The sequence below is a fragment of the Coleofasciculus sp. H7-1 genome, assembly GCF_057473865.1.
In genome coordinates, this window is sequence record NZ_JBYCCT010000087.1 from 41452 (window position 1) to 57091 (window position 15640).

Below are 15640 nucleotides of genomic sequence, written 5' to 3' on the forward strand. Positions count from 1 at the left end.
AGACGAGGTTTAAAAATGAAAAATAAAGTTTTAAAAATGCCCAGTGAAACCATTCAAGGATTCCAAATTTCTCCCCAACAAAAGCGCCTTTGGGGGTTGCAAAAACTTGATTTAAATCAAGATTATCAAGCTAGGTGCTATCTTTTAATTGAAGGGGTTATCAATGTAGAGATGTTTAAAACATCTCTGCAACAAATTGTCAATCAACATGAAATCCTTCGCACCCATTTTCGTTGCCTATCGGTAATGACAATTCCCCTACAAGTTATTTCAGAGAAAAGCACGATTAACTGGCAATCTATTGATTTTAGTCATAGTAATATCCAAAAACAAAAAATACAACTTGAAGCGCTTTTTAACAAAATAAGTAATCAAAACTGTAATTTGGATCGAGATTCCTTATTACAGTTAACCTTAATTACTCTGTCAGAGCAGAAGCATATTTTGCTGATTAATTTACCTGCTCTTTGTGCCGATACTGCAACTTTACAGAATTTAGCAAAACAAATTAGTCGTACATACGCTGCTTGTTGTCTGGGTACGGAACTCGACGATGAAATCATGCAGTATGCCGACATCTCGGAATGGCAGAACGAATTGCTGGAAGGAGAAGACACGGAAGCGGGACGAAACTATTGGCAAAAGCAAGACTTTTCTGCACTGTTAAATATCGAGCTACCCCTGGAAAAAATAGTTTCAAAACCAGCAAACTTTCAACCGCAATTGATTACCCAAACAATTAATACCGAGCGAGTAGCCAAAATAACAGCATTAGTTAGTAAGTATGGAACCTCTGTGCCGTCATTCCTTCTTACTTCTTGGACAATTTTGCTTTGGCGACTCACCAAACAATCAGATTTGGTAATTGGGACAGCTTTCGATGGACGGAAATACGAGGAGTTAGAATCAGCGCTGGGATTGTTTGCCAAATATTTACCGATTCAAAGTCATTTAGAAGCAAAGCTTTCGTTTGGTGATTTATTGCAAAAAGTTCATCAAGCACAACAAGAAGTTTACCAATGGCAAGAATACTTTAGCTGGGATTTGAGCGCAGCGGCTGATTCATCCTTTTTCCCAGTTTGTTTTGAATTTAATCAATGGGTTGAAAAGTATTTTGCTGCTGGTGTTACCTTTTCAATTGAGCGGCACTATACCTGTATTGACCGCTTCAAGATTAAGCTTGCTGGCGTTGAGCGGGAGAACTCTTTGAGTGTCGAGTTCCACTACGACGCAAACTTATTTGATGAAGCGGATATTCAGCGTTTAGCCGGACAATTTAGCACTTTAGTTGATAGTGTCCTCGAAACTCCAGATGTTGCAATTAGTGAGTTAAAAATTCTCAGCGAGGTAGAACGCCAGCAACTTTTGATTGAGTTCAACAATACAAAGATTGATTTTCCTCAAATTCAGGGAATACATCAACGATTTGAGCAACAAGTTGAACGAACGCCGGACGCGATCGCGCTCGTTTATGAAGACGAACATCTGACTTATAAACAGTTAAATCAATGCGCTAACCAACTCGCTCATTCCTTGCGAAAGCTGGGTGTCGCACCAGAAGTTTTAGTTGGTCTTTATCTAGAACGCTCCCTAGAGATGGTTGTTGGACTGTTGGGAGTGCTGAAAGCTGGGGGAGTTTATGTCCCCCTAGACCCCACCTTGCCACCGGATCGTCTAGCGTTCATCCTGCAAGATACTCAGGCAAAGGTGCTGTTAACGCAACAACAGTTAGCCCCAAACCTTCCCGACTCAACAGCTACCGTTTTCTGCTTAGATTCCGAGTCGGAAATGCAACAAGAGAGCGATCGCAACTTAGAGCCAGTTGCAACAGCAGAGAATCTTGCCTATATAATTTACACCTCCGGCTCTACCGGAATACCCAAAGGTGTCGCCATTGAACACCGACAAATTCTCAACTATCTCAATGGCATTTTGGAAAGATTGAATCTTCCAAATGGTGCCAGTTTTGCAATGGTTTCTACCTTTGCTGCCGACTTGGGAAATACAGTCTTATTCCCCTCTTTGTGTACGGGAGGATGTCTCCATATCATCTCCCAAGATCGCGCCGCCGATGCTGAAGCGCTATCGCAATATTTTCAACAACATCCAGTTGATTGCCTCAAAATAGTTCCTTCTCATTTATCGGCTTTACTGGCATCCTCTCAACCAGAATTTATTTTGCCTCGTCAGCGATTAATTTTGGGTGGAGAAGCATCTAGTTGGGGTTTGATTGAGAAAATCCAGAACTTGGCTCCATCCTGTCGCATTCTCAATCACTACGGGCCAACAGAAACAACTGTCGGCGTACTTACTTATCAGGTGGAAGGCGGGAATGTAGCTAATGTTTCAAAGACAGTTCCGCTCGGTCGTCCGCTAGCAAATACCCAGATTTATATACTGGATAATCATCTTCAGCCTGTGCCAATTGGTGTGTCTGGTGAAATTTACATTGGTGGAGAAAGTTTAGCGCGAGGTTATTTAAATCAGCCGGAACTAACAGCAAAAAAATTCATTTCCAACCCCTTCATAGAGAGGTATGAGTTTTCAGATTTGAGTATTGAGTTAAAAGATATTCCACCCAACTCAAAACTCCGAAACGCGATAAATTGGCGTCTCTACAACTCAAAACTTTATAAAACTGGAGATTTGGCTCGCTATTTGCCTGATGGAAACATTGAGTTTCTGGGACGAATTGACCATCAGGTAAAAATCAGGGGCTTCCGTATCGAACTAGGGGAAATTGAGGCGGTGCTAAAGCAGCATCCAGCCGTAGAACAGGCTGTGGTTGTAGTTCGTGAGGATGTGCCTGGTGATAAGCGTCTAGTTGCTTATTCGGTTTTGAGTCAGCAGCAGGCGAGTAGAGGAGAATCCACTCAATTAAATCTAATGAGTGACTTACGTTCTTTTGTAAAAGCGAAGTTGTCGGAATACATGATGCCTTCAGCTTTTGTAATTTTAAAGACTCTGCCTTTAACTGCTAACGGGAAAGTGGATCGGGAAAAAATGCCAGCACCTGAGCAGATTCGACCAGAGTTAGCAGGAACATTTGTTGCTCCCCGCAGCAGTGTTGAGGAGGTATTAGCTGGAATTTGGGCTGAAGCCATCGGGATTGAACAAGTAGGCATTTACGACAACTTTTTCGAGCTAGGAGGGCATTCGCTGCTAGCAACTCAGGTGATTTCCCGATTGCGCGATGCCTTTAATGTCGAGTTGCCTTTGCGGCAGTTTTTCGACTCTCCCACTGTCGCGGATTTAGCAGTAGCGATCGCTCAAAAACTAGCTGAACAAACCGATGAGGAAATGATGGCTCAGATGTTAGCAGAGTTAGATGAAATATCGGAGGAAGAAGTCCGAGAAGTTTTGGCAAAAGAAGGAGTAGGCAAATGAGTAATTTAAGCGATCGCATCGCCGGACTTTCTCCAGAAAAACGCGAGTTGCTGCTCAAACGGCTTAATCAGAAAAAAGAGCCAAGCGCACCAACCCAAATCCCACGCCAAAACCGGGAATCTAACTCGTTTCCCTTGTCATTTGCCCAACAGCGGTTGTGGTTTTTTGACCAACTAGAGCCAGGAAATACCAGCTATAACATCCCTGCGGCTGTGCGGGTTGAGGGAACGTTGGATGCGATCGCTCTCGAACAAAGTCTCAACGCAATTATCGAGCGTCACGAAGTCTTGCGAACTGCCTTCACGACAGTGAATGGGCAACCCGTTCAAGTCATTACCCCAGATTTGAAATTAACGCTTCCACTCGTCGATTTGCGGAAACTTTCCAACACCGAACGAGAGCAAGCAGTACGGCAATTAGCCACCTCAGAAGCGCAAAAACCCTTTGACCTCACACAGGCACCTTTGCTGCGAGTTAGCTTACTGCATCTAAGCGAATTTGAGTTTGTGGTGTTATTCACGATGCACCACATCGTTTCTGATGGGTGGTCAATGGGGATATTTATTCAAGAGTTAGCTACCTTTTATAAAGCTTTCGCTTGTAGAGACGCGATTAATCGCGTCTCTACACCCCGCAACGTCTCTAGACCCCTTCCTGAATTAAATATCCAATATGCAGACTTTGCAGTTTGGCAGCGACAGTGGCTACAAGGAGAAGTTTTAGAAGCCCAGATTGCTTATTGGAAAAAGCAATTGGGGGGCAATCTTCCTGTATTAGACTTGCCGACAGACCGACCGCGACCTGCGGTGCAAACCTTCCAAGGCGCAGAAGAAAAATTTGTCTTGTCCAAGGCGCTGACTGAGGCACTTACTAAATTAGGTCAGCAGCAAGGAGCGACTTTATTCATCGTTTTGCTCGCGGCGTTCAAAACCTTGCTTTACCGTTACACTGGACAGGAAGATATTTTAGTTGGTTCGCCAATTGCCAACCGCAACCGGGCTGAATTTGAAGGACTAATTGGTTTTTTTGCGAATACTTTAGTTTTGCGTACCGACTTATCGAATAATCCTACTTTTAAGGAGTTGTTAGGACGGGTGCGCGAGGTGGCGCTGGGAGCATACAGCCACCAGGATCTTTCCTTCGAGAAGCTGGTAGAAGTGTTGCAGCCAGATCGAGACATGAGTCGTAACCCGCTGTTTCAAGTGTTGTTCGCTCTGCGGAATGTTCCCACAGAAACTTTAGAATTGCCGGGGGTTTCTCTCACTCTTGAAGAGATGGAAAGCCAAACGGCAAGATTCGATTTGGTACTCAACTTATCCCAGGAAACAGAAGGTTTTACAGGCGTATTTGAATACAACAAAGACTTATTTGATGCCAGCACTGTCCAGCGGATGGCAGGACATTTTCAAACGTTGTTAGAAAGTATTGTTGCAAATAGCGATCGCTCCATCTCTACATTGACATTTTTGACGCAACCCGAACGGCATCAGTTGTTAGTGGAGTGGAACAATACTCACACGAACGACTCGCCGGATCGGTGTCTGCATGAGTTGTTTGAAGAACAAGTGGGACGAACACCAGACGCGATCGCTATCGTTTTTGAAAACCAACAACTTACCTACGCCGAACTCAATGCTAAGGCGAATCAACTAGCGCATCATCTACAAAAACTCGGCGTGAAGCCAGAAGTTTTAGTGGGGATTTGTGTAGAACGTTCTCTAGAAATGGTAGTGGGATTGCTGGCTATTCTCAAAGCAGGTGGAGCCTACCTTCCACTAGATCCAGCCTATCCGCCGGATCGCCTTGCTTTCATGTTAGAAGATGCACAAGTTTCGGTGTTATTAACCCAAAAACGGCTGTTAAATACCCTACCGTCGCATAATGCCAAGATTGTATATTTGGACAGCGATTGGGAAACTCAACAAATCTATAGTCAAAATTCAGTTCAAAATCCTTCCAATTTAGCCTATGTTATCTACACTTCCGGCTCAACCGGACGACCCAAAGGCGTACAAATTTCCCACACCTGTGTAGTCAATTTTCTAATTTCTCTACGCCAGAAATTAGAAGTAACGGAGCGAGATATTTTCTTAGCTGTTACCTCCTTATCTTTTGATATTGCCGCGCTGGAAATATTCCTCCCAATAACTGTAGGATCTCGCGTTGTCGTAGTCACCCGTGAAATCGCCTCTGACGGCGCACAGTTGTTAACAACATTGACCCATTCTGGGGCGACCATCATGCAAGCAACGCCTGCCACTTGGCGACTGCTTTTGACAGCAGGATGGCAGGGTAGCAAAAACTTGAAAATCCTTTGTGGTGGCGAAGCCTTACCTCGACAACTCGCCGCTCAATTGCTCGTGCGAGGCGATCGCTTGTGGAACTTGTACGGTCCCACCGAAACCACTATCTGGTCTACTATCTATCCGGTTGAGAGTAGCGACACTATTTCCATCGGTCGTCCGATTGCCAACACGCAAGTTTACATCTTAGACCGCTATCTACAGCCTGTCCCTGTGGGTGTTACGGGTGAACTGTATATCGGCGGGAAAGGTTTATCTAGAGGCTACCTAAATCGACCTGAACTGACAGCACAGAAGTTCATTCCCAATCCGTTTTTAGAGAAGTCAGAAAAGTCGGAATTATTATACAAAACTGGAGATTTAGCGAGATATCTGCCGAATGGTGAATTGGAATATTTGGGACGCATCGACCACCAAGTTAAGATTCGCGGCTTCCGGATTGAGTTGGGCGAAATTGAAGCGGTACTGAGCCAACATCCAGCAGTGCAGCAAGCTGTAGTTATTGCCAGAGATAATTCTAGCGATCGCAATTTGCTTGCTTATGTCGTACCGAAGCAAGAGGAAGCTGCAACAACACCCTTACAACTGCGCTCATTTCTCAAGCAAAAGTTGCCTAATTACATGGTGCCTTCTGCCTTTGTACTGCTAGAGGCAATTCCTTTAACACCCAACGGAAAAATTGACCGTCGCGCATTGCCAGAACCCGACACCGCCAGACCAGAGTTAGATAGCGCCTATATTGCTCCCCGCACCGCCATTGAGGAAGTTGTAGCAGGGATTTGGACTCAAGTTCTAGGTCTTCAGCAAGTCGGTATGCGCGATCGCTTCTTTGACTTAGGCGGACACTCGCTGTTGGCAACTCAGGTAATTTCTCGCCTCCGCGAAGCCTTTCAAGTTGAACTCCCCCTGCGCTATCTGTTTGAGTCGCCTACAGTAGCTGGTTTGGCAGAACGTATCGAAGCTTGTCGCGCCCAACAAAGTCTTCAAACTCCGCCCCTAGTGCCAGTTTCGCGGGATGGAGAATTACCCCTCTCCTTTGCTCAACAGCGACTGTGGTTCCTCGACCAATTAAATTCGGGCGATGCCTATAACATTCCCGCAGCAGTGCGCCTGGTAGGTGCGCTCAATGTCGTAGCGCTAAAGCAAAGCTTTCAGGAGATTATCCAGCGTCACGAAGCTTTGCGGACAACCTTTGCCACTGTGGAAGGGCAACCCGTGCAGGTAATTATCCCATCTGCTACTTTTAAACTGCCAGTAATAGACCTGCGAAAGTTGCCACCATCCGAACGAGAAGCGGAGATGCTGCGACTTGCCACCGAGGAAGCGCAACGACCTTTCGACCTCACTCAATTGCCGTTGCTGCGCGTCACTTTATTACAACTGGATGAGGCAGAGAATGCGGTACTGCTGACCCTGCATCACATCATCGCTGATGGCTGGTCAATGGGGGTACTGATCCGGGAAGTGGCGACATTCTACGAAGCCTTTTGTGCCGGGAAACCCTCGCCACTGACTAAATTGCCCATACAGTACGCAGACTATGCAGTTTGGCAACGACAATGGCTGCAAGGGGAAGTTTTGGAAGCCAAGCTTGCTTACTGGAAGCAGCAGTTAGGTCACAACCCGCCCCAGATGAAACTACCCACCAAACAACCGGATGCTTCTACTTTTCAAGCTGCCATTCAATCCTTTGAGCTATCTCCAAAGCTATCTGAGGCACTAAATGTACTCAGTCGCCAAGAGAATGTAACTCTCTTCATGACCCTGCTGGCAGCCTTTCAGACGCTGCTGCACCGCTACACCAATCAGGATGACATCATTGTTGGCACCGATGTCGCCAATCGCACTCTAGTTGAAACTGAATCGTTGATTGGTTTCTTTGTCAACATTTTGGTCTTACGCACTGATATGCGTGGCAACCCCAGTTTCCGCGAATTGCTCAAGCGAGTGCGCGACATAACTTTAAAAGCTTATGTCCATCAAGACTTGCCCTTTGAGAAGTTGGTAGAGGAACTGCGTCCTGAAAGGAATTTGAGCCGCACTCCCCTGTTTCAAGTGTTGTTCGTGATGCAGAATACGCCCGTTCCCACTTTAGAGTTTTCAAGCTTAACTTTAACCCCAATTGAAGTAGAGGGCGGGACAGCGAAATTTGATTTAGTGCTATTTGTGTCAGAAACAGAGGATGGCATTGTTGGCAGTTGGAAGTACAACGCCGATTTATTTGATGCGGATGCGATCGCTCACCTCTCAGCTCATTTTGAAACCCTCCTCAACAGCATTGTCGCGCAGCCGGATACTCGCCTCAATCGTTTAGAAATCCTCACCGAAGCTGAAAAGAAACAAAAAGCTATGCAAGAAGTCAAACGCGAAAAAAGTAACTTCAGCAAGTTCAAAAACATCAAACCCAAAGCCGTTACTCTACCTAAAGGCGAATTAGTCAAAACCGAATCTCTCCAACCGGGAGAAACATTCCCCTTAATTCTCAAACCTGCTGTAAACGAGGTTGATATCGTTGACTGGGCAAAAAACAACCAAGAATTAATCCAAACCAAGTTATTACAACATGGAGCAATTTTATTTCGAGGCTTTAACGAACCTTTAGTTTCCATTTTTGAGCAATTTGCCCAAGCCATTTGTCCCCAATTATTCGGGGAATATGGAGACTTACCCCGCGAAGGAGTTAGCGGGCAAGTTTACGGTTCTACTCCTTATCCTGCGGATCGATCTATCTTGTTTCATAACGAGAGTTCGCATTTACACCGTTGGCCTTTAAAAATTTGGTTTTTCTGCGTCAAAGCTGCACAGCAAGGCGGAGAAACCCCGATTATCGACTGCCGCAAAGTCTACCAACTACTCAATCAACTTAAAGAAAGATTTGCCCAAAAGCAAATTATGTACGTCCGCAACTATACAGACGGATTAGATGTTAGCTGGCAAGAATTTTTTAGAACGACAGACAAAAGTGTGGTGGAAGATTATTGCCGGAAAGCTGTAATCGAGTTTGAGTGGAAAGAAGACAATGGTTTGAGAACTCGCCAGATTCGTCCGGCGATATCTAAGCATCCAAAAACGGGAGAAACGGTATTTTTTAATCAAATTTTCTTGCATCATGTCTCCTGCTTAGATCCAGCAGTCCGCACCTCTTTATTATCTGTATTTGGAGAAGAAAATCTGCCCCGCAATGTCTATTACGGAGATGGCACTACTATTGAAGATTCTGTAATCGCAGAAATTCAAGAAGTTTATCGACAGGCATCTGTTAGTTTTCCTTGGCAGGAAGGAGACATATTAATGCTGGACAATATGTTAGCTGCACATAGTCGCAACCCATTTGTAGGTTCGCGGAAGATTGTGGTAGCTATGGGAGAAATGATGGCTGACGAAGAACGTTGCCGTCCCGCCGGGGAATTTATTCCCCGTCTAATAGCTTAAGTCCCGCCGGGGAATTTATTCCCCGTCTAATAGCTTAAGTCCGTTAAAACGGACTGAAAAATTTAAATGTTAGGCGGTTTTAACCCCTGGCTGGTGAGTGGAAACAAGAAAAATATTAAAAACGAGCAATTTGAACAATGCAAACAATTAATGGATTTCGGTTATCTCCTCAGCAAAGATATCTTTGGGTGTTACAACAAGATAGCGCCGCTTATTGCGCTCAATGTGCCATTTTGATAGAGGGAAACCTTAAAATAGAAGTTTTAGAAGAAAATTGGCAACAAATTACCAATCGTCATGAAATTCTCCGGACAAGTTTCCATCGAGAACCAGGGATAAAAATACCAATCCAAGTAGTTAGCGATCGCATCCACGTAACTTCTTGGTATTCTATCAATCTAAGCAACTGTAATTCCCAGGAACAAGAAGCCAAGATCGAGGGAATTCTTGAAGAAGAAAGGCGCTCAATTTCTACTTCTGAACCTGCTGGTTCGCTGTTGCGTGCATCCCTAATTACTCTGTCAGATGACAAACATCTTTTAATTGTCACTTTGCCTTCCCTTTGCGCTGACAGTTGGACATTGAAGAATTTGGTACAAGAAATTAGCCAAGGATATGCCGCCAGTCTTCAAGGTGAGGAAATAGCCGAGGAAGAAATTGTGCAATATGTACAATTTTCGGAATGGCAGAATCAATTGCTTGAGGATGAGGATGATTTAACGGGTAAAGAATACTGGAAGCAGCAAGATTTCTCTATCTTGGCTAATTTTAAGCTGCCTTTAGAGAATAAATTGCTTGGCTTACCAGCTAACTTTGAACTCAACTCTATTGAGTACCAGATTGAGCCAGATTTGGTTGCCAAAATTACAGCGATCGCGCAAAAATACAATATTTCTATTTCAGCCGTTTTACTCGCTTGCTGGAAAACCCTACTTTGGCGACTAACTAGACAGCCAGATATTATCGTAAGCACTGCTTTTAATGGTCGAAAATATGAAGAATTAGAGCCAGCGCTAGGATTGTTTGCCAAATTTTTACCGCTTTGCACTCATTTAGAAGATAGCTTAATATTTAGTCAATTAGTGCAGCAAGTTCAGCAGTCTGTAAGCGATGCCGATAAGTGGCAAGAATATTTCTGTAGGGAAAAGATTAGGAATACAGATTTAGCCATTTTTCCCTTTGGTTTCGAGTTTGAAGAACAGCTAAACAAGTATTCTGCTGGCGATTTATCATTTTCGATTTACCAGCAGTACGTCTGCTGCGATCGCTTCAAAGTAAAACTCTCTTGCGTGTGTCGGGATGATTCGCTGAGTGCAAAGTTTCACTATGATGCCAGCATCATCGGTATAGAGGCGATTCAATCCTTGGCAGAACAATTTCATACCTTAGTGGAAAGTGCTGCTAACAACCCAGAAACTGCAATCAGTCAGTTAAATATACTTAGCGATCGCTCTCGACACCAATTATTAGTTGCATTCAACAACACTCAAGTTGACTATCCCAAAATTAAGTGCATCCACCAACTGTTTGAAGAACAAGCAGAACGCACCCCAGACAACATTGCCGTTATATTTGAAAATCAACAACTGACCTACCGCGAACTCAATGCGGGTGCTAACAAAATAGCGTATCACCTGCAAAAGTTGGGAGTTAAGCCAGAGGTCGTAGTCGCTATTTGCGTTGAACGTTCCCCAGAGATGGTGATGGGAATGCTAGGCATTCTCAAAGCAGGTGGTGCATATCTACCGCTAGATCCGGTAATGCCAACAGGACGCCTCGCCTTGATGTTGCAAGATGCTCAAGTGCCAGTATTGTTAACTCAGAAACAGTTTTTAGAAATTCCTCAACACAGCGCCAAAGTCCTATGTCTGGATACAGATTGGGAAACCATACCAGTCGAAAGTCAAAATTCTATCCAAAAACCCTCAAATCTCGCTTATGTAATCTACACCTCCGGTTCCACTGGCACACCCAAAGGAGTTGCGATTGAGCATCAACAACTGCTGAATTATCTCAACGGTATTATCAACAGACTAAATTTACCAGCAGGTGCCAGTTATGCGATCGCTTCCACCTTCGCCGCCGATTTAGGTCATACAGTTGTTTTCCCGGCTTTGTGTACGGGTGGGTGTCTTCATATAGTCTCGCAAGAACGCGCAACTGACCCAGAAGCACTGGCAACTTACTTTCAACAACATCCGATTGATTGTCTCAAAATTGTTCCCTCTCACCTATCTGCTTTACTGACAGCTTCTAATCCCGCGCACATCTTACCTAGAAAGCGATTAATTCTGGGTGGTGAAGTTTTAAGTTGGAATTTAATTGAGACAATTCAAAAACAAGCTTCCGGCTGCCAAATCTTCAATCATTACGGTCCCACAGAAGCAACAGTAGGCGTACTTACTTATCAGTTAGAGCATCAGAAAGCGGATTGTATTTCTGAAACAGTTCCTCTAGGTCGTCCAATCCCTAACACGCAGATTTATATCTTGGATGCTCATTTTCAGCCAGTTCCAATTGGCGTACCGGGTGAGTTATACATCGGCGGTGCTGGTTTGGCGCGAGGTTATCTGAATCGACCGGAACTCACAGCGCAAAAGTTTATTGCGAACCCGTTTAATCAAAACCTAACCCCCCAGGAGAATTGCTCCCCTCCCCAGCCAAAAAAATTTATTCCTTTTCCCTCCCCTACAAGGGGAGGCTTAGGGAGAGGTGGTTTGGGATTGGGGGAAAAGTCTGAATCCCTCCTTTACAAAACTGGAGACTTGGCTCGTTATTTACCAGATGGAAACATTGAGTTTGTGGGACGAATTGACGACCAGGTAAAGATTCGGGGTTTCCGCGTTGAGCTAGGAGAAATTGAGGCGGTACTGTCGCAACATCCATCTGTACGCCAGAGTATCGTTTTGCTGCGAGAGGATGAACTGGGACAGTGTTTAGTGGCTTATATCGTTTCAAATTCAGCACTAATTCACAATCTGCGTTCCTTCCTCAAAGAGAAACTACCGGAATACATGGTGCCTTCTGCTTTCGTAGTTTTGAAAGCTTTACCGCTTACCCCAAATGGCAAAATAGACCGTTCGGCATTGCCAGCACCGGAGACAATAAAACCCGTAGCAGATACATTTGTAGCTCCTCGCAACGGCGTTGAGGAGGTACTTGCTGGAATTTGGATTCAACTTCTCAAACTTGAAAAGGTAGGGATTTATGACAATTTCTTCGACCTTGGGGGACACTCTTTACTCATCCCTCAGTTACTTGCCAAAATGCGAGAAACTTTCCAGATAGAACTGTCCTTACGCGATTTTTTTGATGCTCCTACCATCGCCGATTTAGCAAGAAGCATCGAAATGAAACAGGGAGTAATTCCTTTTGTTTCTCCCGCCTCGAATTTAAATCTAAACGCTGAAGCTGTCTTAGATCCGACAATTCGCCCTGATTCTATACCTAACCGCCCAACCCCCTTCCATACTATGGAAGGGGTTGGGGGAGAGGTTAGATTTGAGGCTGAACCCAGTTGCATCTTTTTAACTGGAGCAACCGGGTTTTTAGGAGCTTTTTTACTTTCCGAACTTTTGCAACAAACGCCAGCAGATATCTATTGTCTAGTACGTGCTAGCAATGCAGATTCAGGGAAAAAACGCCTACAAAATAGCCTGGAATCTTACTCGCTTTGGGAGGAAAGTTTAAACTCACGAATTATCCCCATTTTAGGAGATTTATCTCTACCGTTGTTGGGGCTTTCAGATGAGCAATTCCGAGAAATGGCAAGTCTAATCGATGTTATCTATCACAACGGTGCATTAGTTAATTTTACTTATCCATACTCTGCTCTCAAACCTGCCAATGTGCTGGGAACTCAGGAAGTTTTGAGATTGGCAAGTTTAATTAAACTTAAGCCAGTGCATTTTATTTCCACAATTGGCGTCATCTCGGCTGCTGGTTCGGGTTTGCAAATCGTTCGGGAACAGGACAGTATTGATGATTGGGAAGCGGTAAGCGAAGCTATCCTGAAGGGAATCGCTAGCGGCTACACCCAGAGTAAATGGGTTGCCGAAAAGTTAGTCACGATTGCTGGCGAACGAGGACTTCCGATATCTATTTACAGACCCGGACGTATCTCAGGACACAGCCAAACGGGTGTCTGCAATACCGACGATCATACTTTCAGAATGATTAAAGGCTGCATTCAGCTCGGAAGTGCCCCAAAGCGTGACACGATGGTGAATTTAATTTCTGCGGACTATGCGAGTCGAGCCATCGTTCATTTATCAAGACAGAAAGCTTCTTTGGGCAAGGTTTTTCACCTTGTCAATCCCCACCCTATCCAGTGGAACGAACTGGTTAATTTGATTTGCTCGTTTGGCTATCCACTGCGGCAAATTTCTGATGAACAGTGGCGAACGGAATTAGGCAATTTGGCTGAGCGATCGCTCGATAATGCCCTATATCCGCTACTGCCAACTTTTTCGGAAAGCGAATCTCATCAAACTAAGATTAGTGAGTTAGTAATTCGCCATATTGACTGCCAGAATACACTCGCTGGACTGGAAGGAACTTCTATTGTTTGCCCGCCAGTAAATAGGGAATTGCTCAGTACCTACTTCTCATATCTCATTCGCAGTAAATTTCTGAAGGCTCCAGAGCCAATTGGAATACAGACATCCTAAATGAGTGACGACCGCAGAGAGAGGAAAGAGGATTTGACAATTCATTTAGCTAATTTGTAGGGAATGGTTGAACGATAGTGCAACCCAACAATCGCTATGTTTCGTTCTTCAACCCAGCCTAAAATATTAGGGTATTTCTGCCAGAATGCAAGACTTTTAAGTGAACATGATTGGTGCTTCAGAAAGCAAACGTTAGTTTTAACAAAAGGAAATTTCATCATGCAAACCATTCAACCGGAATCTACAAATAGCCCCTACCGTCAGCAAAAGCATTTAGAAACCTTCATTGAACGCTACACCAAGCGGACAAAAACTTCAAAACAACTCGCACAAGCCTATCGTCCAGTTCTAGCTGACAACAAAACCTTTGTAGAGTTCAGTTTTCCTTTCAAGGAAATGTTTTATTCTATTGTTGCCAAACGCTCCCAAGGCTCTAAAATTTGGGATGTCGATGGAAACGAATATATAGATGTAACGATGGGATTTGGGGTCAATCTTTTTGGTCACAATCCACTCTTTATCAAAGAAGCTTTGCAAGAGCAACTTGAGCAAGGAATCCAAATTGGCCCTCAATCCGAGTGTGCCGGTGAGGTTGCCCAGCTAATTTCTGAACTGACAGGAATGGAGCGAGTTACTTTTAGCAATACAGGCACAGAAGCCGTAATGACGGCGATCCGCTTGGCAAGAGCTGCAACAGGTCGTAACAAAATCGCCATGTTTTCAGGCTCTTATCACGGTCATTTTGATGAAGCATTAGCGAAAGCCAAAAGAGTAGATGGAAAGCTACAAACCGTGCCACTTTTTTCAGGAATACCGCATAATATTGTTGAAGATGTTTTGATTTTAGATTATGGAAATCCTCAATCTTTAGATGTAATAAAATCGCATAATCAAGAATTAGCGGCTGTGCTAGTTGAACCCGTGCAATCTCGCAGGCTGGCTCTACAACCTAAAGAATATTTACAACAATTAAGGCACTTAACCCAACAATTAGGAATAACCTTAATCTTTGATGAAATGGTTACTGGATTCCGAATTCATCCAGGCGGCGCACAAGCATGGTTTGGCGTTGAAGCTGACATCGCAACTTATGGAAAAATTGTCGGTGGTGGGATGCCGATTGGAATCATTGCTGGCAAAGCTAATTATATGGATGGTATTGATGGCGGTAATTGGAACTACGGAGATTCATCTTATCCTCAAGCGAAAACAACATTTTTTGCCGGAACTTTCTGTAAGCATCCACTAGCTATGGCTGCTGCGAAAGTAGTTCTTCAGCATCTCAAAACTCAAGGAGCAAGTCTACAGGAGCAGTTAAATTCACGTACGTCGCACTTTGTTGAAACAATCAATAATTACTTTGAAACAGAGAAGATGCCTATCCGAATGGCACATTTTGGTTCCCTGTTCGGTCCTGCTTCTTCTGGTAATGCTGCCTCTTCAGGAGAGTCTACTTCTTTAAGTGTTTTGGACTTGTTATACTATCACTTGCTCGACAGGGGAATTATGCTCCGAGGCGGGGGTGGTTTCTTATCCACAGCCCATACAAATGAGGATATCGAGCGGATGGTTTGGGCGGTTCAGGATAGTGTAGAAGAATTACGGAAGGGAGGTTTTGAATTTTATATTTAGCGTCATCTAACGCAATTATGACGCAGAAGAAAAAATAGGTCAAATCAACATGACTATCTTTTCTAAAGCGGAAATAAACTGGCAGCGTTGGCGTTGCTGAATTAGGGTATGATGCGAGCGAGAATGCGAGAGGGGAGCCGAAAATGATTTCTTTGATTTTGATAGGGAATTGGAACATCTCCAAATCTGAGATAATGAATTAGTAATCGAATTGAA

The 15640-nt window shown here is 44.2% G+C and carries 4 protein-coding genes; all 4 read left to right on the top strand.

Annotation, left to right across the window (positions count from 1 at the left end; genetic code table 11):
- The first annotated feature begins 15 nt into the window (after positions 1–15).
- The 4 genes from AC2VDX_RS25065 (at position 16) to AC2VDX_RS25080 (ending at position 15424) form a co-directional block, all read left to right on the top strand.
- Positions 16–3387 carry a non-ribosomal peptide synthetase gene (locus AC2VDX_RS25065; RefSeq protein WP_378172666.1) on the top strand — a complete coding sequence of 1124 codons (3372 nt, stop codon included), beginning with the start codon at positions 16–18 and terminating at the stop codon, positions 3385–3387.
- Entirely contained in the window at positions 3384–9122 is a 5739-nt protein-coding gene (locus AC2VDX_RS25070; RefSeq protein WP_378172669.1) for a non-ribosomal peptide synthetase, read from the top strand. The genes AC2VDX_RS25065 and AC2VDX_RS25070 overlap by 4 nt, the downstream gene beginning before the upstream one ends.
- A 137-nt stretch (positions 9123–9259) precedes the next feature.
- On the top strand, positions 9260–13792 hold the full coding sequence (locus AC2VDX_RS25075) for a non-ribosomal peptide synthetase family protein (protein ID WP_378172672.1): 4533 nt from the start codon (positions 9260–9262) through the stop codon (positions 13790–13792).
- 219 nt (positions 13793–14011) lie between these two features.
- Positions 14012–15424: an aspartate aminotransferase family protein gene (locus AC2VDX_RS25080; protein ID WP_378172677.1), complete on the top strand. Its 1413-nt coding sequence runs from the start codon at positions 14012–14014 to the stop codon at positions 15422–15424.
- Positions 15425–15640: the final 216 nt, after the last annotated feature.